This is a genomic window from Listeria sp. MAN/IMW/UF555 (genome assembly GCF_058684075.1).
In genome coordinates, this window is record NZ_JBZWZS010000004.1 from 161,900 (window position 1) to 187,854 (window position 25,955).

Genomic DNA, 25,955 nt, shown 5'->3' on the forward strand with positions numbered 1-25,955 from the left:
ACCTTTGAATTTATTCCGAGTCTAAATTATTTTTCTTCAGAAGGAACAAATGTATTTTTAAATTCTTTTAATGCTGCTTCAAGTTTCGCTTCGTCAGGAAGTTTTTTCGTTGTACGAATTTCTTCCAAAAGCTCTGGGTGATTATGATCAAACCATGTATTCATTTCGGACTCAAAACGCAGAACATCATGAACTGGTACATCATCCAGATATTTATGAACAAGTGCATAAAGAATCAATACTTGTTTTTCAACTTTCAAAGGTTTGTGCAAATCTTGTTTTAGAACTTCTACTGTACGTTTACCACGTTCTAGTTTCGCACGAGTAGCTGCGTCTAAGTCAGAACCGAATTGTGAGAAGGATTCTAGCTCACGGTAAGCGGCAAGATCTAGACGAAGTGTTCCGGCAACAGTTTTCATTGCTTTAATTTGCGCTGATCCACCTACACGGGATACAGAAAGTCCGGCGTTGATCGCTGGACGTACTCCGGAGAAGAATAAATCAGATTGCAAGAAGATTTGTCCGTCAGTAATTGAGATAACGTTTGTAGGAATATAAGCGGAAATGTCTCCGGCTTGTGTTTCTACGAATGGAAGAGCCGTGATGGATCCGCCACCTAAGCTATCATTTAATTTTGCAGCACGTTCAAGTAAACGGGAGTGCAAGTAGAAAACATCCCCTGGATAAGCTTCACGACCTGGAGGACGACGAAGTAATAGAGACAGCTCACGATAAGCAGCTGCTTGTTTGGATAAGTCATCATATACAACTAAAACGTGTTTACCGCTGTACATGAATTCTTCAGCCATAGCAACACCAGCATAAGGTGCCAAATAAAGAAGTGGCGCTGGTTGAGATGCTGCTGCAGTTACGACGATTGTATAATCTAACGCACCGTGATGACGTAAAGTTTCTACGGCATTACGAACAGTAGATTCTTTTTGACCGATAGCGACATAAATACAAATCATGTCTTGGTCAGCTTGGTTTAGAATAGTATCAATTGCTACAGATGTTTTACCAGTTTGGCGGTCACCAATAATTAACTCACGTTGACCACGACCAATAGGAACAAGTGCATCGATCGCTTTAATACCTGTTTGTAATGGTTCGTTTACCGATTGACGTTGCATAACACCAGGTGCTACTGCTTCAATAGGACGAGTTCCAGTTGTTTCAATAGGTCCTAAACCATCAACTGGTTGACCTAATGAGTTAACTACACGCCCAATAAGCGCTTCGCCAACAGGAACTTCCATGATTTTACCGGTACGACGAACTTCATCGCCTTCACGGATTTCAGTGTAAGGACCTAGAATAATGATACCAACATCATTTGTTTCTAAGTTTTGGGCCATACCCATTACACCATTTGAGAACTCTAACAATTCACCAGCCATTGCATTATCGAGTCCATGAGCACGCGCAATACCGTCACCAATGTAGGTAACCGTACCAACATCACTCACTTTTAGTTCAGATTGATAATTTTCAATCTGCTGTTTTATGATTGAGCTGATCTCTTCAGCCTTAATGCTCATTGATTTCACCCCTCGTTAAACGGAAACTAGGCTTTAATTTGCCGTTCCATGTCCTTTAATTTCGTTTTTAGACTGTCATCATATATACGGGTTCCAATAACCACTTTGACTCCCCCAAGAAGGGATTTATCAATGTGATTTTGAATGTTTAATTTTGTTTTGTTCATTTTCGCAGCAAATACTCTCGAGAGCGCCGTAAGTTCTTGTTCAGAAAGCGGGACAACAGAATAAACATCTGCATCCGCAACTCCGCGCAAGTCGTTTACGCGTTTTTGGTAAACGTCCGCAATAACAGAAAGATAATCTTCTCTGCTACGGTCAATTAAAAGATAAATAAAATCTCTTAATGTCGGATTGATTTTTTCAAAAACAGCGCTGGCAAGATTTTTCTTTTGCTCGGTCGTGAAAGTAGGATTTTCAAGTAGTTTTACAAAATCTTTATTTGCATTTAATGCCGCTTTTAATTCAGTTAGTTCGTCTGAAAAAACGTCGACTAAATCTTTATCTTGAGCTACTTGAAAAAGCGCATTGGCATAGCGACCTGCAACTTCCAAATCTTTACTCATTTGTCATCCCCTAGCCTTTCGATATAATCTTGGATAAGGTTAGATTGTTCTTTTTCATCCAGATTTTTTTCGATGACTTTCGATGCAATAAGAACAGATAAGGAACCGACTTGTTCACGAAGAGCAGAAATAGCATCTTCTTTTTCACGTGCAATATCGGCTTTTGCTTCTTCTTTTATACGTTCTGATTCACGTCTAGCAGTTTTGACAATTTCTTCGCGTTCTTTTTCACCAAGCTGTTTTGCATTCTCAATCATTGTTTGAGATTCAACACGAGCTTGTTGTAAAACACTTTTTTGTTCGGCAAGTAGTTGTTCTGCTTGAGCACGGCTTTCTTCAGCCGCATCAATTTCAGAACCAATATGCTCTTCACGCTCTTTCATAACTCCCATAAGAGGTTTCCAAGCATAAATTCGGATTAAAACTAGCAAAATCGCGAAAGCAAAAAGTGTGAAGAATGCATCACCAAACGTAAATGCGGAACCAATTACTAAATGTGGTTGTAACACGCCAGTTTCACTCCTTTCTATACATTCGCTTGAATTATTCGTTCAAAACGAAAGAGATGAGGTTTTATTTCCTCAACTTCCTTCAAATTATTTATTAAGAACCATGAACGCAATAACTACAGCGATGATAGGAAGGGCCTCAACAAGACCGATACCAATGAACATGATTGTTTGTAGCATAGAACGCGCTTCTGGTTGACGCGCAACACCCTCGACAGTTTTTGATACGATAAGACCGTTACCAATACCCGCACCTAATGCACCTAATCCAACAGCGATAGCAGCTGCAATAACACCTAAAGACATATAATTATCCTCCTAATTTTTCTAAATATTATTTTTTATTACTTTTATAAATGACTTATTTGAAAGTTAGTTTAATGTTCGTCACTTACCTTATGCGACATGTAAACCATGGTCAGCATAGTGAAAATGTACGCTTGAATTGCCCCAATGAAAATTGAGAATCCTTGCCATAGTAACGCAGGAATTATTGCTAGCACACCTACAAATATGTTCATATGAGCAAGTTGTGTTGCAATGATGGTTAACAAAACTTCGCCGGCGAAAATATTACCGTAAAGACGTAAACCAAGCGTTAAAGTATTAGCAAATTCTTCTACTAATTTAAGTGGGAATAAAAATTTCATTGGACTAAAGTAAGTACCAACAAAATAGTGCTTGAAACCACGCATTTTAATACCATAGTAATGCGTTAAGCCAAGAACCATTATCGCAAGTGTTAATGTGACAATTGGATCCGCTGTAGGTGAACGCCACCATACTTCATCGTTAATCGCGATTTGAAATGGCAGTCCTAGCATATTAGCTACGAAAATAAACATTAGTAGCGTAATACCAAGCACATGGAATCTCCCACCGGTTTTCCAATCCATATTACTATTAATAATACCTCTGACAAAATCCATAACCCATTCAATGAAGTTCTGCTTTCCGGTAGGTCGGCGTTGCAGATTTCTGGTACAGATAATGGCTATTAGAAGAACGATGACACAAGTCACAGTAATCATCAAAATATTAGATAGATTAAAGTCGATCCCTAATAGGCTTATCGTTGGAAATTCCTCTTCCAATTAGGTTCACCCCTCTCTTTTTAAAAACTTTTTTCTGCGGTACATGGAATACACAAAAAAATCTAGAAAAATAATTGCATATGCAAGCCCAAGTCCGATTACCATGCTATAAACATGAAAATATTCCGGCAGTTGCGTCGCTATAATAGTAGCAAATAACACGCTCCCCATTCTAAATGGCATTCCCATACCATAAAAAGAACGATTTTCAGCCAAAGCTCTAGTCATTGATTGTGTACGCCTCATTAATAACCAGTAGTTAAACCAGCCGACGATTAAACCCAATTTAAGTCCCAAGAAAATATGTATGTAAGGGGTTAAAAACCATCCACAAAGGCAAACAGCAATAAAAAGAACCATATACTTTTGATGACGATGATACATGCCAATTAGCGATTCTAACATTCGGGGCGCAATCCTTTCTTTTTCAAAAGATTTTTCTTTCCAGATGACCATTTTGAAATCTCAGGGAGTAAGTTTGGTTTGTGAAAACAAGCACATTTTCCCCAATTCATCCCAATCCCAAACACACATGAAAGCCTTATCAGCGTGTCAGTTCTTAGCATACAACAGCCAAAAGAGAAAAGTCAATACACTTTCACAAATTGTGCGTACATCTATTACTAATAGTACCACAATTGACCCTATCCATAAAAGAATAGCCCATTATTTCTGAGATTTTTTTGATTTCAAAATCTAGTCGTTTCTTAGATTGCTCCGCCAGAATTATCTTTGTCCATTTAACAGCAATCAACACCTCCGTAATCGATGGAAAACTTGCCTCCTGTTCGTGTGATATTTCACAAAAAAGGCGACAAAAACTCTCTTTCGTACAAATAAAAAAACTTCTACCATTATTGGTAAAAGAATTCGATACGATTATTCGCAAATTTCGCGACCGAAAGTTCTTTTCCCAAGAAAAAGAACGGAAAAAACAGCCGGACTCACTTATCATGAGTTGCATTTTGATATAGAGTGCCCGTATAAATTCCAATTCAGTCAACGCGAAAACTAGCGTCGGCGGGATTGTAGTGAATACTGAGCGCAGTCTTCTATCCCTATGCTAAAAACAAGCTATTTTTTGGGCTCTTATATTAATAACATTGACCATCTTATCACATGTAACATAAAAGAACTAGTGAAAATCGAGCGTGTAACATATCTGTAACAATAAGGCGCTTTCATTCTAAAAAAAGAGGAAAACTAGACTTTTAACGCCTAGTTTTCCACTGTGTTTTACACGATAAAATCTTCTGGTCGCTTCGTTCCATTAAACTGACTTTTGATTGCTTCTAAAATTCTATTTGCAGCAAGTCCATCACCATATGGATTGGCCGCTTTCGCCATTTTATCATGGCTTTCTTTATTATCAAGTAATTCTAATGCTTCTTTTATGAGATTTTCTTTACTCGTCCCAATTAGTTTTAACGTGCCTGCTTCGATGCCTTCTGGGCGTTCTGTTGTGTCTCGTAAAACTAAAACAGGTACTCCCATGCCAGGCGCTTCTTCTTGTACACCGCCTGAATCAGTAAAAACAAGATAAGATTTGCGTAAGAAATTATGAAAGTCAATAGCATCCAGTGGTTCAATCAAATGGATACGTTCGTGACCGCCTAAAATATTCGTCGCTTTCTCTCTGACAGCTGGATTTAAATGCATCGGGTAAACAAGTTCCACATCCTCACGACTCTCGACGATTTCGCGAACCGCTTCAAACATACCTTGCATAGGTTCTCCCAGATTTTCTCTCCGATGAGCAGTCATGAGTATTAAGCGATTATCACCAAGATTCTCTAAAATAGGATGATGATAATCCTCTTGAACAGTTGTTTTAAGTGCATCAATGGCAGTATTTCCTGTTACAAAAATAGTGGCTGGATTTTTCCCTTCCGCAAGCAGGTTTTCTTTAGCTTGCTTCGTCGGAGAAAAATGCATATCCGCCATTACTCCAGTTAATTGACGATTCATTTCTTCTGGGAACGGCGAATATTTATTCCAAGTTCTAAGTCCCGCTTCGACATGTCCAAGCTTTTTTTGTTGATAAAAAGTAGCTAGTCCGGCGGCAAAACTTGTAGTCGTATCACCGTGAACTAGGACAATATCAGGATTTTCCTTAGCAATAACATCATTAATTCCGTTCATTACGCGTGAAGTTATATCCGCGAGGGTTTGTCCTTTTTTCATTATATCTAAGTCAATATCAGGTTTTATATCAAAAATTTCTAGGACTTGATCCAACATTTCACGGTGTTGCGCGGTAATAACTACCGTTGACTCAAACGTTTCTGATTCTTTTTCTAATGCCAAAACGAGCGGCGCCATCTTGATTGCCTCTGGTCTTGTTCCAAAGATGCTCATTACTTTGATTTTAGCCACTTGCGAACCTCCTTATAAAAAAACTCCTCAGAAATAGCTCGACAAAAAATTTTCCAGTCTGCCAAAAAGCAGCACTGTTTATAATTCCTTATCTCACTAAACCGAGGAGATTGTTAATTATTTAGTTCCGAATAATCTATCGCCAGCATCTCCTAAGCCTGGACGGATATAACCATTTTCGTCTAGCTTCTCGTCTAAGCCAGCCACATAGATTTCTACATCAGGATGTGCTTCTTGAAGAGCTTTAACGCCTTCAGGAGCTGCTACTAGACACATGAATTTCATGTTGCGAGCGCCGCGTTTTTTCAAGCAATCGATAGCCATAATTGCTGATCCACCAGTTGCAAGCATTGGATCTACAACGATGAAAAGACGTTCTTCCACATCAGAAGGTAGTTTTACAAAATATTCTACTGGTTCAAGTGTATCATGATCACGGTAAAGACCTACATGACCTACTTTAGCAGCAGGGATAAGTTTTAAAATACCATCTTGCATACCAAGACCAGCTCTTAAAATAGGCACTACACCTAATTTTTTACCTGTAAGTGTTTTTGCAGTTGTTGTTTGTAGTGGTGTTTCAACTTGGATGTCTTCAAGTTCCATATCACGTGTAATTTCGTACGCCATTAATGTAGCGACTTCATCTACAAGTTCGCGGAATGCTTTTGTTCCCGTATTTTTATCTCGAATAATTGTTAATTTGTGTTGTACTAAAGGGTGATTAATTACGTGTACGTTTGCCATCGATTAGTTCGCTCCTTTGATATTGAAAATTTCCTTCTCTTATTGTATCAGAACAAGACACAAGTGCAAGGATTAATTTGCTATACATGAAAAAAACCGGATTTCTCTAAAATTCAGAAAAAACCGGCTCACTTATTTTATAAACTTGGATAAAGCGGATATTCATTTGTTAAAGTAGCTACACGAGCTTTTACATCTGCTAAAACTTCTTCATTTTCTAAGTTGTGTAGCACTTCAGAAATAAGCACTCCCACTTTTTCGATAGCTACTTCATCGAAACCACGTGTTGTAACTGCCGCAACTCCTACACGGATACCACTTGTGACAAAGGGGCTTTCCGTTTCGAATGGAATGGTATTTTTATTCACGGTAATACCAACCTCATCTAATACTTTTTCAGCAGCTTTTCCTGTTAAGCCAAGTGGTTTTAAATCAATTAATAGTAAATGATTATCCGAACCGCCTGTTAAAACAGCAACATCATTAGCTTGAAGTGTTTCTGCTAATTTTTTAGAGTTGCGAATGATTTGTTCACAGTACGCAGTGAATTCAGGTTGTAACGCTTCACCAAATGCCACGGCTTTCGCTGCGATTACGTGCATTAATGGTCCTCCTTGAATTCCTGGGAAAATCGATTTATTTAATTTTTGTTCCCATTCAGCTTTTGCTAAAATCATTCCGCCACGAGGTCCACGAAGGGTTTTATGAGTGGTTGTAGTTGTAAAATCAGCATAAGGAACTGGATTTTGATGTAAACCTGCTGCAACAAGACCAGCAATATGCGCCATATCAACCATTAAGTATGCGCCAACTTCATCAGCAATTTCACGGAATTTAGCAAAATCAATTTTACGTGGGTAAGCACTTGCTCCAGCTACAATCATTTTTGGTTTATGTTTTAATGCTGCTTCACGAACGATTTCATAGTCAATTTCTTTCGTATCTTCACGAACGCCGTATTCAACAAAATTGTATAAAACGCCACTGAAGTTCACTGGACTACCATGTGTTAAATGGCCACCATGTGAAAGGTTCATACCAAGCACTGTGTCGCCTGGTTCAAGCACAGTATGATAAACTGCCATGTTCGCTTGAGCGCCTGAGTGTGGTTGAACATTCGCATATTCAGCGCCAAATAATTTCTTCGCCCGGTCGCGTGCTAAATCTTCCACAATATCCACGAATTCACATCCGCCGTAGTAACGTTTTCCAGGGTAACCTTCTGCATATTTATTCGTTAATACAGAACCCATTGCTTCCATTACTTGCTCACTAACAAAATTCTCAGATGCGATTAATTCGATATTCGCGCGTTGTCTACCAAGTTCTAACTTAATTGCATCAAAAACTTCCTTATCTTGCTTTTGTAAATAGACCATCTGTGGACCCCATCCTTTTCTGATAAATTTTTCAAGTGAACTGTTATGTATTATCTTTAATAATTACTTAAATTGGGTAGAAAAGCAAGTATTTTGGAGTAAAAAAACGCAATTTCCGATAGTGAAGCGCTTCACTTATTGAAAACGTTCGGAAATTGCACTTTTTAGTTCGTAATAGGTAATTTCATATTGTTCAATTGGTCCTCCGAATGGGTCTGTAATGTCTGTTTCATCTTCAGAAATCAACTGGATTTTGTTGCTCGCGGCCGGAAAAATACTTTTTAGCTCAGCTTGGTGATTTTTTGTCATTACATAAATCTCGTCAGCCCAGTCAATATCGGTTTCTGTAATTTTCTTCGCGGCATGTTCCCCTGGTAAATTCATTTGCAGAAGTATCTCGCGAGCGTTTTCCGATATAGTGTCCCCGTCTAATGCGCGAGTCCCTGCTGAACGAACTTCTAAATCAGGTCGCATATTTTGTAAAATTTTTTCGGCTAATGGACTTCGGCAAGTATTTCCCGTACAGACAAATAAAATATTCATTCGCTAATCCTCCTATTCCCAGCAGCTTTTTCTAATCGGTTCATAATCGCTGCTCCGAGTTCTGTTTCTGGATAGACTTCGGCAAAAATAATATCAACATCGGCATGGTCAAAAGCCCGTAAGCCTTTGTAAAGACTAGTAGCTATCTCACCCATTGCTTTAATGCTGCCGGTTGATTGAATGACCGCACTTGTAGCCACTTTGCTCGTCAATTCTTTTGTAGCTAAAATACCCAGTTTTTTCCCCGCGATTTCCACTTTATTAATCTCACTTTGCCAAAATTGGCTAGAACCTTCTACAAGATAAACTGGTGCTTTTGGCGCGTAATGAGTATATTTCATGCCTGGCGCTTTTGGTTTTTCTGTTTCTGTCGTGCTATTGGTCGATAAATCAACTGCGCCGATGACTTGCTCGATTTGTTCTTTAGTAATGCCACCCGGACGCAAAATAATGGGTACATCAAGTGAGCAATCTATCACAGTTGATTCTAAACCAACACCCGTAGGACCGCCGTCAATAATACCGGCAATTTCTCCGTCTAAATCTTCTATTACATGTTCGGCTGTGGTTGGGCTTGGTTTTCCGGAACGATTGGCGCTCGGGGCTGCTATAGGAATATTCGCTGTTGCTATTAATTCTAGGCTTACTGGATGTTCCGGCATGCGGACGCCCACTGTGGATAAGCCAGCAGAAACGTTAGCTGCTAGACTGTCTTTTTTTAAAGGGAGAATAACCGTTAGAGGACCTGGCCAAAATGCTTCCATTAGTTGGAGCGCTTTTGGGGGATAACTCGCGATAAATTGATCCATTTGTTCACGCTTAGCAATATGGACGATTAACGGGTTATCTGACGGACGCCCTTTTGCTGCGTATATTTTTTGAATGGCAGCTTGATTTGTCGCGTCTGCTCCCAGCCCATAAACAGTTTCGGTCGGAAAAGCCACACATTCTCCATTTTGAAGTAGTTCTGCTGCTTTTTGATAGATTAAATTATTTGATTGTTGCTTATTTATTTTCCAATGGATAGTTTGCATGATTTCCAGTCCCCTTTACATAACTTCTATTATATTTTAACGTTTTCTAAGCTATTTTTACAGTATTGTTTTTTATTTTGGAAAATGCTAAGTTTTGAACACGAGTTATCCCCAAACTGTGGATAATAACTTTGTCAATGGGGATAACTTCTTGTGAAATGTGGATAATTCTTAAAACTAAGTAAAAAAGCCATTTTCTTTATTAAGATTTGATTAAAATATTTTTTTGCACAACATTTTATCCACAGTTTTGTGGATAACTTTCATTAAAAAAAGACGTCCCTTTTACAGAAACGTCTTCATACCAGTATATTAGAGCATGTTACGTAACGATCTTTTGAATTAATATCTTTGTGGATAAGGACCGTTGCGTGTGGATAACTTTTTTCAAATAGTTGTTTTACTCGTTCACCTTGTGTATAACCTATCTCCACACCCACCCAAAAGGACGGATTCAGCACATATTTTAAGTTATCCACAAAACGTTCATAAATTGCTAGCCCATCATTTTCGGCAAATAAAGCAATCGATGGCTCATTTTTTAAGACATAATCCGACATTTCTGCTTTTTCGGCTTCAGAAATATATGGAGGATTAGCAACAATCATATCAAATCGCTCGTTATTTTGTTTGAAGGATTCGAGTAAATCAGTTTCTACAAAACGCACATTGGCATTTAGTAATAAAGCATTTTTTTTAGCAATCGCAAGTGCTGCGGCCGATATATCCGAAGCTGTCACTGTCATATCCGGAAATGCTTTTTTTAGCGCAATGGCAATAATCCCGCTTCCAGTACAAACATCAAGCAGACTCCTAAGCGGATGTTTTTTCAAAAAAGCTTCTGCTGTGGCTACAAGTTCCTCTGTTTCAGGTCGTGGAATTAGCACATCTTCTGTTACTAAAAAATCATATCCATAAAAAGGCGCTGTCTTCAAAATATATTGAACCGGTTCTCCCGCTAAATATCTTGCAAAGTCTTCTTGAAATTGTTTTTCGTGATTCGGTTCAAGTTCGCGGCTCATTTCCATCCAAAGTTCAGAACGCGTAAGTCCCATTCTGGTTTCTAATAAAATTTCTGCTGCATTTTGATCCAACCCTTTTTCAAGAAGGATGGCTTCTGCATTTTTTAGCAATTGATTAATTTGCGTCATTTAAATGCTCCAATTTACTTGTTTGATCTTCTAGGATAAGCGCATCAATGATTTCATCGAGTTTACCTTCCATAATTTGATCTAGCTTTTGAATAGTTAAGCCGATACGATGGTCGGTTACGCGGTTTTGCGGATAGTTGTAAGTCCGGATCCGTTCAGAGCGGTCACCCGTTCCTACAGCAGATTTGCGGTTTGCATCATATTCTTCGCGAGCTTCACGTTCAAATTTATCGTAAACACGTGCGCGCAACACTTTCATCGCTTTATCTTTATTTTTTAACTGGGAACGTTCATCTTGCATCGAAACAACAATCCCCGTTGGAATATGGGTTAGTCGGACTGCTGACATCGTCGTATTGACACTTTGACCACCTGCACCAGTAGAAGCAAATGTATCTGTGCGAATATCTTTGTCGTGTAGCTCAATCTCCACTTCTTCCGCTTCTGGCAAAATGGCTACTGTCGCTGTGGAAGTATGAATTCGGCCACCAGATTCGGTTTCTGGAACACGTTGAACACGGTGCGCCCCATTTTCATATTTCATTCGGGAAAAAGCATCATTGCCGTTCATCATCGCAATAATTTCTTTGTAACCGCCAATACCAGTTGGGTTAGCGTCCATGATTTCGACTTTCCAACCTCGAGATTCAGCATACTTGCTGTACATCCGGAATAAATCGCCTGCAAATAAAGCCGCTTCATCTCCACCAGCTGCCCCGCGAATTTCTAAAATAACGTTTTTATCATCGTTAGGATCTTTTGGAACGAGTAATAGTTTTAGGCGTTCTTCTAGTTCAGCTTTTTCTTTTTGAAGTTCCGCGAATTCTTCTTTTGCCATTTCTCGCATTTCATCGTCTAATTTTTCTCCTAGAAGTTCTCTTGTTTCATCAATTTGTTCATTCACGTTTTTGTATTCACGGTAGGTTTCGACTGTTGCCGTGATTCCTGACTGTTCTTTGGAAAGGTCGCGTAGTCGCTTTGGATCAGATACTACATCTGGATCGCTTAATAATTCATTTAATTCATCGTAACGGTCTTCCACCGCCTGTAATCGATCATACATTGTATTTCAACACCTCTTTACCTTATTTTATTGGTGGATTGGCATGGCATTTGCGACACACTGGATAATAGTGGTCATTTCCGCCAATCATAATTTGTTCGCCTGTATAAACTGGTTTTCCTTTGTCATCAACGCGCAGAACCATCGTTGCTTTTTTTGCACAAAACCAGCAAATTGTTTTCATTTCTTCTAATTTATCCGCGTATAGCAGCAGGTATTTCGAGCCTTCAAATAATTCATTTCTAAAATCATTTTTCAGACCGTAAGCAATTACTGGGATATTTAAGTCATCCACTATTTTTGCTAATTGAAAAACATGTTCTTTTTCTAGAAATTGTGATTCATCTAAAAGAACACAATTTGGTTTCGGTTTAATATTCGCTACGATTTCAAAAATATTTGTGTCACTAAAAATAGGGGTTGCTTCTCGTTTCAGTCCAATTCGACTTGAAATGAAACCTACTTGGTCTCTATCATCAATACCTGAAGTAAAGATAGCGACTGTTTTATTTTGTTCTTCATAATTATGTGCGACTTTTAGAATTTCAATGGTTTTCCCACTATTCATGGAACCATAACGGAAAAATAACTGTGCCATTAAGACCGCTCCCTTTAACTTTATAAACTCTTTTCCTATTTTATCATAGAGCCGTACAAATTGGGACATATAGTTTTGTCTTCATAAAAAAAAGCTATGCCGCAAGTGGACATAGCTTGATTTTAACGAAAAACTTCTGCGCCGCTTCCTTCAACATCAAGAAGAAGAACGTCTGCATCAATTTCAAGTGATTGTAAAGATGTTTGAAGCGTATCTGCAACGTCTCGCGGAGCAAATACTAATACAGTTGGGCCAGCACCACTTAAACAAGCAGCATAAGCACCATTGTTTTTAGCAACTTCTCGAATTTGTGTTAAATGTGGCACTAATTTACTACGGTATTTTTCATGCCATAAATCGCGTTCCATCATTTCTCCAGCAAGAGTCATATCATTGCGCAGTATAGCTGCAATCATCACGTTCGCAATACTACTTGCTTTGACCGCTTCTTTGAAAGGAAGTGTTTCAGGAAGAACGCCGCGACTTTCCGAAGTTAACAGTTCTGCTTTTGGAATAAAAGCAATCAAAGCACAATCGGGAAATAAATGACGTACGTAGAAATCTTCTCCGTCCAATTTTGCTCCAACTACCCAGTTTCCAAGAACAGCTGGCGCTACATTATCAGGATGACCTTCTATCTCAGCAGCTATCCGGACTTTTTCCTCTTTTGAAAGGTTAAGTTCAGCAAGTGTATTGGCTAATTCAATTCCCGCAACAACCGCTGCCGAACTACTACCAAGTCCACGAGCGGGCGGAATATCACATGTCATCACTAAATGGTGCGGTGTTAAATTAGGCGCTAGGTTTAAGGCAGTTTCGATAATCACATTGGTTTCATCATGCGGAATCCCGCCGCCAATATTATGTTCGATATACCAAGAGTCCGCTTTTTCGCCAATGTCTAAAGTAAGATATAACGTTAATGCTAAACCACACGAATCAAAACCAGGCCCAAGATTAGCCGTTGTTGCCGGGACACGAATACGCATTAAGCTTTCACTCCTGAACGTAAATGTGTACGCATTGCTTCAATATCATCTACATGGGAAATCGGAATTTCATGTACGCTCATTGCTGTATCTGGATCTTTTAAGCCATTTCCAGTAAAGACACAAACGACTTTTTCCCCTTGTTTAATTGTTCCATTCGCCACATGTTGAATAACTCCAGCTAGTGATGCAGCAGAACCTGGCTCAATGAAGACTCCATCTTGTGCTGCAATTTTTTTATAAGCATTAACAATTTCATCATCTGTTACAGAATGTATATATCCGCCAGATTCGTCGCGAGCTGCTTCTGCAAGCTCCCAACTAGCTGGATTTCCGATACGAATCGCTGTTGCAATTGTTTCCGGGTTATCAATCGGTTTCCCTTGGACAATTGCAGCCGCTCCTTCTGCTTCAAATCCATGCATCCGTGGAAGTCCAGAAGCGTTTGCCTCGTTCCAATCTTTAAAACCTTTCCAGTATGCAGAAATATTTCCGGCGTTACCGACTGGAATTGCAAGAACATCTGGAGCAGAACCTAATTGCTCACAGATTTCGAATGCAGCCGTTTTTTGCCCTTCTAAACGATAAGGATTTACTGAGTTTACAAGCGTTACTGCTTCTGTTTCAGCAAGTTCACGAACAGATTTTAAAGCTTCATCAAAATTACCTTGAATCGAGATAATGTCAGCGCCATACATGACTGCTTGTGCTAATTTTCCTAAAGCAACTTTACCTTCTGGAATAACAATATATGCTTTTAATCCCGCACGTGTTGCATATGCCGCCGCCGCTGCTGAAGTATTCCCAGTCGATGCACAAATAACCGCTTCCGCACCTTCTTCTTTCGCTTTAGCCACAGCCATAACCATTCCGCGGTCTTTAAAAGAACCAGTTGGATTTAACCCTTCATATTTTCCATATAAAGTTACTCCAAGTTCTTTTGATAAATTTGGTAATGGGATAAGTGGTGTGTTTCCTTCCGCAAGTGAGATCATTGGCGTTTTTTCAGTTACTGGTAGATATTCTTTATATTTTTCTAGTAAACCTTTATACATAATTAACCCTCCACAACGGAATATTTTGCGAGCATTTGCATTTCTGGCTCATTTTTCACTCTAGTAATAGCTTGTTCTAATTGCGCTTGACTTGTTGAGTGTGTGACGATAACAACTGTCGCTGTAAAATCATCATATGGTTGTTGTAAAATTTTATCAAAACCGACGCCTGCTTCTGCAAAAATTTGTGTTAACTTAAGGAAAGTTCCTGTTTTATCATCCATTGTTAGACGTAGATAATATTTTGAGAAAACTTGTTCTTTCGGCGTATGTTTCGTTTCGTGTTTATAACTATTGAAAGCATTGCCGTTTGTACCTAGACGGCTGTTTTTTGCGACGGTAATTAAATCACTAACAACACTGGTTGCTGTTGGTAATTCGCCAGCTCCGGGACCATAAAACATGGTTTCCCCAACGGCTGCACCTGTTACAAATACAGCATTATTTTCATAGTTAACGCCTGCAAGCGGATGTGCTTTTGGTAGTAACACTGGTCCGACATTTACATTAACTGTTCCATTTGTTTCTTCTGCTGTACCTACTAGTTTAATTTTATAGCCTAATTGATATGCCACTTCAATATCTTCTGGAGAAATTCCGCGGATACCACTAGTTTCTACATTATCTAAATTCACATTCATACCAAATGCAAGTCTTGTCATAATAACCATTTTTCTCGCTGCATCAATGCCGTCCACATCATTTGTTGGATCGGATTCTGCAAAACCTAATGCTTGGGCTTCTGCTAAAACTTCTTCATATGACTTTTTCTCTGTCGTCATTTTTGTTAGCATGAAATTGGTCGTCCCGTTGACGATTCCCATTACTTTTTGAATTTTATCAGCTGCAAGGCTATTTACGATTGTACGTAAAATTGGAATTCCACCTGCAACGCTTGCTTCATAAAACAAATCACAGTTGTTAGCTTGTGCAACTGCCACCAATTCGTCGCCATGTAGCGCAATCAAATCCTTATTCGCAGTTACAACATGCTTTCCAGCTTTCAAGGCCTGCAAAATGTATTCCCGCGCAGTTGTGATGCTGCCCATAACCTCGACAACAACAGCAATTTCTGGATCATCCAGTACATCAGACGGATTGGTGGTTAGTTCAAAACCTTTTGTTTCATAACGGCGATTTTTCTCTAAGTCACGAACTAGCACTTTCTTTACAGAAATATGATAGCCAGTTACTTGACTAATTTTTTCTTGATGCTCTTCTAAAATATGAATAACACCGCTACCTACCGTTCCAAATCCTAACACACCTACTTGTAACTTTGCTTCCACTTGAAAACCTCCTTATTATTGTTTAACAAAACAGAAAATTTAACTTTTTTATTACCTACTCATAAAAAAAGTAATTAGTGATATTATACGCAACTTCACAGGGAAAAGTAAACCCTTGAAGGAAAAGTTTTTATTTTTAGTAGTTACGGGGAAAATTTCCATAAAAAAACACACCCAGCAAAAGCTGAGTGCGCAAATTATTTCGTTCGTTACATACAGTCTTATTTGAGACCGTATTTTTTGTTGAAGCGGTCCACACGGCCATCTGCAGTCGCATGTTTTTGTTTACCAGTATAGAACGGGTGCGAATCAGAAGAGATTTCGACACGAAGTAATGGATACTCGTTGCCATCTTCCCATTTAATTGTTTCGCTTGAGCTCTTAGTAGAACCTGACAAAAATTTGAAATCAGTACTAGTATCAACAAATACCACTGGACGGTACTCAGGATGAATTCCAGTTTTCATTTCTTTTCAACTCCTTCGCCCTGAATCATCTGAAACAGAGTAATTAAGTGCTTTTACACACAGTATAAACATTATAACAATGTTGAAGCAAACAAGCAAGATTATTTTTGTGCTTTAGATAATCCATTTGCTTTAATTTTTACTTAGGCGCATTTTTAAGTTCTATATCTTTAGGTAAGTTAAAGAAAATCTTGAAGTTATCTGCTTGGAATCCAGGAATCATTAACCTACTATTCCATAAGAATTTCTCATGTTTTAGTGGTTTAACAGTTACCACTTTTTTACCTTCGTCAATTTGTTTTTGAATACTATCCATTCTGTCATTATCAGATATTTTTATTTGAGCAAAAATAATACCATACGCGACTACTAAAGATAAAGAAAGAGTTATAATCGGAACACTGATAGCATTTAGATTAACATATCCCTCATCCACAAAATAAACAAGAAGTCGTATAATAAATAAAACAAAAAATGTATAGGAAATAATAAAACATCTTGATCCAAAAGGAGTTACAAAGAATAACGGTCCTGCAACGAATACTGCAGAAATTAGATAAAAACTTAGCTCCACTTTTAAAGAACTCTTTCGGAAAAATAAAATGATAGTAAATAGAATAGTTAAGTAAAATAATAATGAAATCCAAGCTTCAAGTTCTGAAGTCTTAGCTACATCCGTAAAAATACTTAACTGCATTCTATCAACAATAAGTGGTCGATAGAAAGGATATATAGTTAGTATTACCATGAAAATGTTTTTAACCCATACCTTCCAAATAGGTAGATTAGTTCCAATTTTCACTAACAAGAAAATACAAAATATAGCCAATGCAAAGTTCAATAAAATATTGTTCATAATTAAAAACTTATACATGCTAGTTGAGAAAATTGAATAAATTTTTTCAAAAATTCCCATATCAGTATCAATTGTTCGATAATTATCTGCGCCAGTAAATATTTTTACATAGGCACCATTAGAAAACATTATAACTGCTCCGATGAGGGCTGAAATAAGGTATACAATATGGAAATAAAAGAACTTTCTAAATTTCATAAAGCTATAAATTATAACAAACGCACCAGCAAATACATTATAAATTGTAGCATGTTCTACAAACAATTGAGAGCCAATTCCAAGTGGAACAGCAAATATTACCAACCAAACTGAATAACTAGGATTTTTTTCATAAAAAATATTCTTCACAATTAGTAAATATACTAAAATACAAATCGTTGCAGTATTATAGTTAGCAAAACCAGCTGCCCACGCAAAAGTAGAAGAAAACATATCACTGGAAACACCTAGCATCAAGAATAGACTTAGAAAAGCGATAGTTAACTTTGTTGCTTTTGCAATTAAAAGGGGTATTACTACTATTGCAGCTCCAAATACTCCCATGATTAAAAAGCGGAACCAATCTACTCTAGTAATTATTAATTCACATATATTACCAAAATAACGACCATTATAGTCTTTAAAACCATCATAAAAACGATTCATTCCAAGTCGTATGCCCCAAGTCCAGTCATCATGAGTTAACGGGGTACAATAAGACAGATATAAGTAAAACAAAAAAACAATAAAACTAAAAATTCCAATCTTGACGCCATCTTTTTTTATGCTATTTATCATAGATACACATCCCTTTATTTTCTCACTTTAAAAATAATCCATTTACTAAATACATAATTTAATATTAATACTATTACATTTGTCCATATCTTTGCCCATAGTTCATTTATTCCTAGTCCACTAATTAACAGAATCATTACTAAGAAATCAACAATATATGTTAAAAATCTAAAGCCAAAGAAAGAGGATACTTCTCTCGCCTTTTCTTTCCAAGTAGGTGTGTAGCTTTCGAAGACATATTTTTTATTAGAAAAATATGCAAACAGTACAGATGCTACCCATGCTATAGTATTCGCAATTCTATAATCCCAGTTTAATACATCTGTACATAACCAAAAAGTTACAATATTTATAAGTGTTGTAAATCCACCCATAATTAGATACATCAAAATACTATGTATATTGTCTGTATACCATGGTAATTTGTCTAGCAACTGCCTTACTCTACTCATTTGACATCTTCTTTCTCTCCGTTATATTCTTCTACAAAATAAAGCGGCCGTTTTTTCACTTCATTAAAAATTCTGCCTAAGTATTCTCCAATTATACCTATACTTGTTAATTGAATTCCACCTAAAAATAGTATTGTAATCATTAATGTCGGGAATCCACTAGCGTTAGAACCCATAATTAATGTTTTAATTAAGATGTAAATCAAATAAATAAACGTTCCAAGTGATATTGCAAAACCGGCAATAGTAGACAATCTTAGAGGCCATGTGGTATAGGATGTGATTCCTTCAAGAGCTAAATTAATCAATGAACGATAATTCCATTTTGTTTCACCAGCATGTCTCGGCGCAGCATCAAAAGTCACTTCTACTTTCTTAAATCCAATCCAATTGTAAAGCCCTTTTGTATAACGTTGAGTTTCTCTTAATTTTTTTATAGCATCTACACAACGTCGATCAAGCAAACGAAAATCACCAGTATCTGGTAGAACCGGCGTTTTAGTTACTTTTTGTAACATCTTATAATAAGATTTTGATGTTGCTTTTTTTAACCAACTTTCTCCGTGACGTTTATTTCGTCTTGCATAAACATCTTCATAACCTAATTCCCAGAGCTCAACCATTTGTGTAATCAACTCTGGTGGATGTTGTAAGTCTGCATCCATAGTAATAACAGCATCACCTTTGGCATAGTCAAAACCAGCAGCCATTGCTATTTCTTTCCCATAATTTCTCGATAAATCCACAAAACCTACTCGATCATCTTTTTCATGTAACTGTTTTACTATTTCCAGTGTATTGTCTTTACTACCATCATTAATAAATAATAACTCAAACGTATATTTATCTTTAATAGCTCCCATTACTTCGACAATAGTTTCATACAATTTAACAACGGATTCTTGTTCATTATATGCAGGAACAGATATTGTAATTAGTTTCATTATCTTTCTCCTTCTTATTACTTCGCTCATTACCCTACAAATGATAGTATCAAAATTAATAAGAAAAGTACAGGTTTGGTTTATTTTTTAAACATTTCCTCTTGTAATAATTCATAAAATGCTTCATTGTTTTCGGTTTTTTTCAGGTATCTGACAAAGCGTTCTGAAATATCTAATCCATCACTTTGTTTTGGCATTGCCTTCCGAATTTTCCAAAGTTGTTCTAAGCGTTCTTTAGATAATAGCAATTCTTCTTTTCTTGTTCCAGAACGGCGCATATCGATGGCAGGAAAGACGCGGCGCTCAGCAAGTTGTCGGTCAAGATGTAATTCCATGTTACCAGTACCTTTGAATTCCTCGTAAATAACATCATCCATTCGTGAACCGGTATCAACTAGTGCTGTTGCAAGGATAGTCAAACTTCCACCTTCCTCAATATTACGTGCTGCACCAAAGAAACGTTTAGGACGATGAAAAGCAGCTGGATCAATACCACCAGAAAGTGTACGACCACTTGGCGGAATGACAAGGTTATAGGCTCTTGCTAATCGAGTAATGCTATCCATTAAAATAACAACATCTCGTTTTTGTTCTACTAAACGCATCGCACGTTCCAGTACTAATTCTGCTACTTTAATATGATTTTCTGGAACTTCATCAAAGGTAGAGCTAACAACATCTGCTTTTACAGAGCGTTCAATATCAGTTACTTCTTCAGGTCGTTCATCTATTAGTAAAACGATCAGTTCAGACTCAGGATGATTGGTTGTAATCGCATTCGCAATTTCTTTTAATAAAACAGTCTTACCTGCTTTTGGTGGCGCTACAATCAGTCCACGTTGCCCAAAACCAATTGGCGAAATCAAATCAATTGTCCGCGTCGAAATTGGCATTTTTCCAGTTTCCAAATGAATTTGACGGTCAGGGTAAAGCGGAGTAAGTCCTGGGAAATGCACTCTTTCTTTGGCTACTTCAGGATTTTCGCCGTTAACTGCTTCCACATGTAGCAAGCCAAAATAGCGTTCATTTTCTTTCGGAGGACGTACTTTTCCAGAAACCTTATCCCCAGTCCTTAATTCAAAACGTCTAATTTGAGAAGCCGAAATATAAATATCTTCCGAACTAGAAGAATAATTAATTGGCCGTAAAAAACCAAAACCTTCATTCGGAATAATCTCTAAAACGCCTTCCATAAAAAAGAAACCTTCTTTTTCGGCATTTGATTTTAGTAAAGCAAAAATAAGTTCTCTTTTTGTTAGTTTGCTATAGTATGCGATTTTATGTTCTTTTGCCAAAGCGTAAATATCTTTTATTGTTAAACTTTCTAAGTATGCAATGGACAGTTTTGCCATATGTGTACCACCTTTTTGAGTTAATAATTTTTTATAAGTTTTTAGGAATAAGTGGAAAATGAGGTGAAATCGAGGGCAGGCTGAAGCGAACTGATTCGCTCAGCCTCTCTTTTTTATAATTTAGTTTCTGCTGCAGTGCTACGAGTAATATCAGCGCCAATTGCAGAAAGCTTTTCGATAATTTTACTATAACCGCGTTCGATATGTTCAACACCATGAATTTCTGTTGTTCCTTCCGCCAAAAGCCCCGCAATAACTAGAGCAGCTCCGGCACGTAAATCAGTTGCTGTAACTTTAGAACCTTGGAGTTTAACAGGCCCACTTACAACCGCAGATCTACCTTCTAACTTGAACTTCCCGCCCATTCGCTCAATCTCAGCTATATGCTTAAAACGGCTCGGGTAAATCGTGTCGGTAACAACGCTGCTACCTTCTGCACGGGTTAAAAGTGCGGTTAACGGTTGTTGCAAGTCAGTCGGAAAACCTGGATACGCATATGTTTTAATATCTACTTTTTTGATTTTTTCTACTTCCCCAACAAAAATAGCGTCTTCTTCAATATCCATCGGAATTCCCATCTCTGTCATTTTTGCGATGATTCCTTCTAAATGAGTTGGGATAACATTTTCAATTCGTACGCCTTTCCCCGATGCTGCGGCAAGTACCATAAAAGTTCCTGCTTCAATTCGGTCAGGGATAATTGTATGATGACAGCCATGAAGATGCTCCACACCAGTGATTCGAATAGTGTCTGTCCCAGCACCTTTAATAATCGCTCCCATATTGGAAAGAAGCGTTGCAACATCAATAATTTCTGGTTCTTTCGCAGCGTTCTCAATAATCGTTTTTCCTTTTGCACGAACAGCTGCTAACATAATGTTTATAGTCGCGCCTACACTTACAACGTCTAAGTAAATACGAGCTCCTTTTAATTCATCGGCCCGCAAATAAATAGCCCCTTGTTCGTTCGTTACTTTTGCGCCTAATGCTTCAAAACCTTTAATGTGTTGATCAATTGGACGCGGACCTAAATAACAGCCACCTGGAAGCCCGATAACTGCTTTTTTAAACCGACCTAGCATTGCTCCCATTAAGTAATAAGACGCACGCAATTTCTTCACATTTCCTGTTGGAAGTGGCATAGAAATCATATCTGCTGGATCAATTACCGCTGTTTTATTATCATAACGGACACTGCCGCCAAGTTCTTCTAAAATATCATAAAGTGTATAAACATCTGAAATATCTGGTAAACCTTCTAAAACTACTTCAGATTCCGCTAAAATTGCAGCTGGAATCAAGGCAACTGCGCTATTTTTTGCACCATCTACTTGCAAAGTTCCGGCTAATTTTTTGCCACCTTGTATAATCAATTTATTCGTCACAAATGTACCCTTCTTTCCTGAAGCATGTAATACTTTTTCATTATCCATTAAATTGTTTTACTTTGCAAGATTCTTTCTTCAAAAAAAAGCCGGGAACAGTTCATTCCAAGCTTTTCATTACGACGAAATATTTTTTACTGGTGCTTTTGTTAATGCTTCTATATGAGGTTTAATTTTTTTAGAAGCTGTGTCTTTAATTAATAAGGCTCCTGCCCCAAAAACAATGCAACTATAATAGGTAATAATTCGCCATAAAACGAGCGCCATCAATAGTTTTGCTGGTCCAAGCAACATACCAAACAACAACGTAAATGTATACTCAGCACCACCTGCGCCTCCAGGAGTTGGCATAACAGTAGCAAACATAATAATAAAGGCGTGATAAGTAATCGCCATATATAGCCCAATGCCAGTTACACCAATTGCTTGTAAAATGAAGAAAGGTATTGAGAAATATATCCATAATTGGAGCGTCGTATAAAAACAACAGCGCACAATTAATTTCCAATCCTTCCCAATCCGACTACTTTCTTCATGGAAAGTAATAATTTTTTCGTCTAGTGTATTTTTTAAATTCGCGACTTTTTCTTTTTTCATAAATAATCTAGTCGGAAGTAATAGCACATGTACTAATTTTGTGGTGAATTTCTGACTTCTACCGACTAAAATTAAGGCTACGATAACTACCACGTGGACGCCAAAACCAAGCAAAACAAGAAATTTAAGTTGCGTTACCCCTGTCATCAAGTAATGAATACCGAAAATCAAAATAACTAAAAAATTAAGTACAACCATCGCTTGATAAATAATAAATTTCACGAGTAACACAGAACTTCCTCGTCCAGCATCCATGCCTTGTTTTGTTAACATTACGAGCTGTGCCGGTTGTCCACCCGTCGCCATCGGAGTAATCGTATTAAAAAATTGACCAATCATCGTTATCCGAAAAGAAGAAAAGAATCGTTGATCTTTATTTGCAGGCTTTGAAGCGGTTTGTAAAACGACTGCTTCTAAAAACCAATAAACAAACATCGCCGCAAATGCTCCTAGAAGCCACCACGGATTGACTTTTAACATCGAAGCAAAGAATGTGGAAATATCTACGCCTTGAAATTGCCAAATAATGAAGCCGATACTAATCGCCAGTACAATAGCTATATTAAATAGATTCTTCTTCGCGCCTCCACTCATATGCTCACTCCTTCGTTAATAATCCTTGATAAAAGGCAAACCATATTTTTGCCAAACGATCTTCTGAATAATAGGTTGCGCCCTCTTTAGCAGCTTGCAACATTTCGTTATAATAATCAGTATCATGTTCCAAGCGTTCTATAGCCCGTATAAAACCAGGATTATCAACTTCTTTTACATAATAGCCAGTTAAAATTTCTTCATATAATTCTAAATTTCGAAGCAATATAGGAACATCCGCGCTCATTGCTTCTAAAATCGCCATAGGAAACAGCTCATTATACGATGGCATAAAGAATAAATCCGCCATATTAATACAAGCATTCATTTCTGAACGATCGACAATGCCAATAAATTTCACATTTGCTGGCGGATTATCATAAATTTTCTTAAGTTCTTCATACCCCGAAGTAATCTTCCCAAAAGAAAATCCTCCCGCCCACACGAACTGGATATGCGGTAATTGTTTTGCCACTTCAATAAAGTCGAGTACACCTTTTCGATGTTGAACTTGCCCTATCCCAATTACGGTGAATTTATCAGCCGGAATTCCATATTTTTCACGAGGAAGCTTTTTTTCTGCCGTAGAAATTGGGAAAAAAGTTTTTTTCGAGACAAAATTAGGTATATAATGGATTTTTTCTTCCGGGATGTCATATGCAGTTAATTTTGGAATGAACGAGGGATTAACAACAACTATTTCATCCATTCGCTTATAAAAACTAATTAAATATTTATAAAACACAACGCGAGCAATCCAAGGTAATTTCAAACTACCTTCCATTGTTTCTGGCAAAAAGTGCACATAACCAACTCGCACTCCGCGTTTCTTCTTAAAAAAGGTCGAAAGAAAAAAACGGAAATCAACGGTATGATAATGCGTGATATCCGATTTCTCAAAACTATTAATCTTCATATCAATCTCATTTGTATATCTTTCTTCTAGTAAATTCACAAGTTCGCGATAAGCTGATGCTACACCTTGTCCTTTTACTTTTTCTGCTGAAGATAGCATTGTCAACTTAATCACGCCGCGATGACCTCTCTTTCCTTTGTACATGCGTAGAGGACGAAAGTGAAAATACTTGAGAAGCAATTTTACTTTTTATTAATGTCGGCTTTACTTTAATCGTGCCGTTTTGTCGCTTTACACGGTATATTTCGCGAACCTCATTGTATGTAGACTCAACATTGATGCCAAATTGTTCCGCGGAAATTGATTCTACTTTTACTCTTCCATTTGTAGCTACTAAAGTCGCCATTTCTTTATCAGAAAATATTTTAATTAATAGGCTTGCTAGTTCCTCGTCTTTATCGAATAAAAAGGCTGTTTCTTTATCTGCTAAAAAGCCTTCAATACTTTCGTCACGTTTTGCAACAACTGGTAACGAGGCCGCCATTGCTTCTGCGTAAGTTAAACCTTGTGTTTCTGTCGTTGAAGCACTAACAAATAAATCACCTAATTGATAATATAAACTAATGTTTTCCCAGTCAACTGCCCCTGTGAAAATAACATGATTTTCTAATTGTTTGGTTTCTACTAATTTTTCTAAGTCTTTGCGTACCGGCCCGTCTCCAACAATCACTAGTTTTGCATTAGGTTTCGTTTCAAGGACTTCTGGCATCGCATTAATAATGGCATCGATATTTTTTTCATGAGCAATTCTTCCAAGTGAAAGAATTACAGAATCATCTTCTTCAATTCCAAGTGATTGTTTCAAATCCAGAATTCGCTGTTTTTCAACAGGAGCAAATGATGAAATATCTGTACCAGTTGGAACTGTATACATTAATTTATGAATCCCTTGCTCTTCTAAGTGATGCCTTACCTTTGCAGTTGGAGTGATTATAGCATCATAGCTATCACAAAATGATTTTGTCATCTTGCCAACCATTGAAGGCGTTAAAATTTTACCTTTTGCGATATAGTGCAAGTAATCAACATACATTGTGTGGTAGGTATGGATAGATGGAATATTATATTTTTTAGCAATTCGCTTACCCAAAAGACCTAATGAAAACTCTGTATGTGTGTGGATAATGTCTAAATTTAAGCGACCTACTAGCTTAATAAACTTATTCATTCCTGCAATTGCTACGCGACGTTCTGGAAAAAAGACAAACGGTATACTAGGTAAACGAAACACACGTCCTTCTTCGCTTTCTCTATCAGCGTTAGGATCCGTCGTTGTAAAAATATATACAGTGTGCCCTTGTTTTCTTAGTTCGTTTTCCATAATCATTATCGATGTAGCTACACCGCTAATTTGCGGACTGTAGGTATCCGTAAAAATCCCTATATTCATTACTATCGCCTACTCTCTTCCTCGTTGGTTCATTCATCATTTAATATACTATTATAACATAACTATAGTAAGTCGTATCACATAACTAACTACATTATGGCTCATTTATCTAGATAAAACATGCGCCTGAAGCATGATTTTTAATCGGGAAATTACAAATCTTGATTTCTTTTGACCGAAAGCTATAGTTATCATACCATATTCATCTTGATAACGATAATTAATTTCCTTCTATAAGTACTTAAACTTTACATAAAAAATAACTGGCCAAATCAACAAGTGATTCTAACC

The 25,955-nt window shown here is 37.5% G+C and carries 27 protein-coding genes; all 27 read right to left on the reverse strand.

Going from position 1 to position 25,955, the window contains the following annotated elements:
* Positions 1-26: 26 nt before the first annotated feature.
* The gene (gene atpA, locus AC4PG8_RS12945) at positions 27-1,541 is read right to left on the reverse strand and encodes a F0F1 ATP synthase subunit alpha (RefSeq protein WP_003739782.1); all 1,515 of its coding nucleotides are present in this window, start codon (positions 1,539-1,541) and stop codon (positions 27-29) included.
* Positions 1,542-1,567: 26 nt separating this feature from the next.
* Entirely contained in the window at positions 1,568-2,107 is a 540-nt protein-coding gene (locus AC4PG8_RS12950) for a F0F1 ATP synthase subunit delta (RefSeq protein WP_160464806.1), read from the reverse strand.
* Positions 2,104-2,616: a F0F1 ATP synthase subunit B gene (atpF, locus tag AC4PG8_RS12955; protein WP_003739784.1), complete on the reverse strand. Its 513-nt coding sequence runs from the start codon at positions 2,614-2,616 to the stop codon at positions 2,104-2,106. The genes AC4PG8_RS12950 and atpF overlap by 4 nt, the downstream gene beginning before the upstream one ends.
* A gap of 87 nt (positions 2,617-2,703) precedes the next feature.
* A complete protein-coding gene (gene atpE / locus AC4PG8_RS12960) occupies positions 2,704-2,922 on the reverse strand; it encodes a F0F1 ATP synthase subunit C (protein ID WP_003723467.1) in 219 nt (72 codons plus the stop codon).
* Positions 2,923-2,993: 71 nt separating this feature from the next.
* Entirely contained in the window at positions 2,994-3,710 is a 717-nt protein-coding gene (atpB, locus tag AC4PG8_RS12965; RefSeq protein WP_003723468.1) for a F0F1 ATP synthase subunit A, read from the reverse strand.
* A gap of 6 nt (positions 3,711-3,716) precedes the next feature.
* Positions 3,717-4,115 (reverse strand): ATP synthase subunit I, encoded by a 399-nt coding sequence (locus AC4PG8_RS12970; RefSeq protein WP_003729250.1) that lies wholly within the window; start codon positions 4,113-4,115, stop codon positions 3,717-3,719.
* Between the two features lie 193 nt (positions 4,116-4,308).
* Positions 4,309-4,476, reverse strand: coding sequence for a hypothetical protein (locus tag AC4PG8_RS12975; protein WP_077904850.1), 168 nt, complete (start codon positions 4,474-4,476; stop codon positions 4,309-4,311).
* 470 nt (positions 4,477-4,946) lie between these two features.
* The gene (gene wecB, locus AC4PG8_RS12980; RefSeq protein ID WP_185501437.1) at positions 4,947-6,086 is read right to left on the reverse strand and encodes a non-hydrolyzing UDP-N-acetylglucosamine 2-epimerase; all 1,140 of its coding nucleotides are present in this window, start codon (positions 6,084-6,086) and stop codon (positions 4,947-4,949) included.
* Between the two features lie 117 nt (positions 6,087-6,203).
* On the reverse strand, positions 6,204-6,833 hold the full coding sequence (upp, locus tag AC4PG8_RS12985) for a uracil phosphoribosyltransferase (RefSeq protein WP_003764001.1): 630 nt from the start codon (positions 6,831-6,833) through the stop codon (positions 6,204-6,206).
* 137 nt (positions 6,834-6,970) lie between these two features.
* Entirely contained in the window at positions 6,971-8,212 is a 1,242-nt protein-coding gene (glyA, locus tag AC4PG8_RS12990; protein ID WP_003772282.1) for a serine hydroxymethyltransferase, read from the reverse strand.
* Between the two features lie 135 nt (positions 8,213-8,347).
* Complete coding sequence (locus AC4PG8_RS12995; protein ID WP_045552592.1) at positions 8,348-8,755, reverse strand: low molecular weight protein arginine phosphatase; 408 nt, start codon at positions 8,753-8,755, stop codon at positions 8,348-8,350.
* Positions 8,752-9,789: an L-threonylcarbamoyladenylate synthase gene (locus tag AC4PG8_RS13000; protein ID WP_492170424.1), complete on the reverse strand. Its 1,038-nt coding sequence runs from the start codon at positions 9,787-9,789 to the stop codon at positions 8,752-8,754. The genes AC4PG8_RS12995 and AC4PG8_RS13000 overlap by 4 nt, the downstream gene beginning before the upstream one ends.
* Positions 9,790-10,088: 299 nt before the next feature.
* Complete coding sequence (gene prmC / locus AC4PG8_RS13005; RefSeq protein ID WP_492170425.1) at positions 10,089-10,940, reverse strand: peptide chain release factor N(5)-glutamine methyltransferase; 852 nt, start codon at positions 10,938-10,940, stop codon at positions 10,089-10,091.
* Positions 10,927-12,003 carry a peptide chain release factor 1 gene (gene prfA / locus AC4PG8_RS13010; RefSeq protein ID WP_003764009.1) on the reverse strand — a complete coding sequence of 359 codons (1,077 nt, stop codon included), beginning with the start codon at positions 12,001-12,003 and terminating at the stop codon, positions 10,927-10,929. Before prfA ends, prmC begins: the two co-directional genes overlap by 14 nt.
* Before the next feature lie 22 nt (positions 12,004-12,025).
* Entirely contained in the window at positions 12,026-12,601 is a 576-nt protein-coding gene (locus tag AC4PG8_RS13015; RefSeq protein WP_003764010.1) for a thymidine kinase, read from the reverse strand.
* A 122-nt stretch (positions 12,602-12,723) separates the two neighbouring features.
* Complete coding sequence (gene thrB / locus AC4PG8_RS13020) at positions 12,724-13,590, reverse strand: homoserine kinase (protein ID WP_492170426.1); 867 nt, start codon at positions 13,588-13,590, stop codon at positions 12,724-12,726.
* Positions 13,590-14,645, reverse strand: coding sequence for a threonine synthase (thrC, locus tag AC4PG8_RS13025; RefSeq protein WP_492170427.1), 1,056 nt, complete (start codon positions 14,643-14,645; stop codon positions 13,590-13,592). The genes thrB and thrC overlap by 1 nt, the downstream gene beginning before the upstream one ends.
* Positions 14,646-14,647: 2 nt before the next feature.
* Positions 14,648-15,934 (reverse strand): homoserine dehydrogenase, encoded by a 1,287-nt coding sequence (locus tag AC4PG8_RS13030; protein WP_003768381.1) that lies wholly within the window; start codon positions 15,932-15,934, stop codon positions 14,648-14,650.
* A 221-nt stretch (positions 15,935-16,155) separates the two neighbouring features.
* Positions 16,156-16,401: a type B 50S ribosomal protein L31 gene (locus AC4PG8_RS13035; RefSeq protein ID WP_003726356.1), complete on the reverse strand. Its 246-nt coding sequence runs from the start codon at positions 16,399-16,401 to the stop codon at positions 16,156-16,158.
* Positions 16,402-16,540: 139 nt separating this feature from the next.
* Positions 16,541-18,034: a DUF6056 family protein gene (locus tag AC4PG8_RS13040; RefSeq protein WP_010991333.1), complete on the reverse strand. Its 1,494-nt coding sequence runs from the start codon at positions 18,032-18,034 to the stop codon at positions 16,541-16,543.
* Between the two features lie 14 nt (positions 18,035-18,048).
* Entirely contained in the window at positions 18,049-18,486 is a 438-nt protein-coding gene (gene gtcA / locus AC4PG8_RS13045) for a cell wall teichoic acid glycosylation protein GtcA (protein WP_010991334.1), read from the reverse strand.
* On the reverse strand, positions 18,483-19,430 hold the full coding sequence (locus AC4PG8_RS13050; RefSeq protein WP_010991335.1) for a glycosyltransferase family 2 protein: 948 nt from the start codon (positions 19,428-19,430) through the stop codon (positions 18,483-18,485). The genes gtcA and AC4PG8_RS13050 overlap by 4 nt, the downstream gene beginning before the upstream one ends.
* Before the next feature lie 80 nt (positions 19,431-19,510).
* Entirely contained in the window at positions 19,511-20,782 is a 1,272-nt protein-coding gene (rho, locus tag AC4PG8_RS13055) for a transcription termination factor Rho (protein WP_003772265.1), read from the reverse strand.
* 113 nt (positions 20,783-20,895) lie between these two features.
* Entirely contained in the window at positions 20,896-22,167 is a 1,272-nt protein-coding gene (gene murA / locus AC4PG8_RS13060) for a UDP-N-acetylglucosamine 1-carboxyvinyltransferase (RefSeq protein ID WP_010991336.1), read from the reverse strand.
* A gap of 117 nt (positions 22,168-22,284) precedes the next feature.
* Positions 22,285-23,358 carry a lysylphosphatidylglycerol synthase transmembrane domain-containing protein gene (locus AC4PG8_RS13065; RefSeq protein WP_185482768.1) on the reverse strand — a complete coding sequence of 358 codons (1,074 nt, stop codon included), beginning with the start codon at positions 23,356-23,358 and terminating at the stop codon, positions 22,285-22,287.
* Positions 23,359-23,362: 4 nt separating this feature from the next.
* Positions 23,363-24,388, reverse strand: coding sequence for a glycosyltransferase family 4 protein (locus AC4PG8_RS13070; RefSeq protein ID WP_492170428.1), 1,026 nt, complete (start codon positions 24,386-24,388; stop codon positions 23,363-23,365).
* The gene (locus AC4PG8_RS13075; protein WP_003764025.1) at positions 24,381-25,664 is read right to left on the reverse strand and encodes a glycosyltransferase family 4 protein; all 1,284 of its coding nucleotides are present in this window, start codon (positions 25,662-25,664) and stop codon (positions 24,381-24,383) included. Before AC4PG8_RS13075 ends, AC4PG8_RS13070 begins: the two co-directional genes overlap by 8 nt.
* Positions 25,665-25,955: the final 291 nt, after the last annotated feature.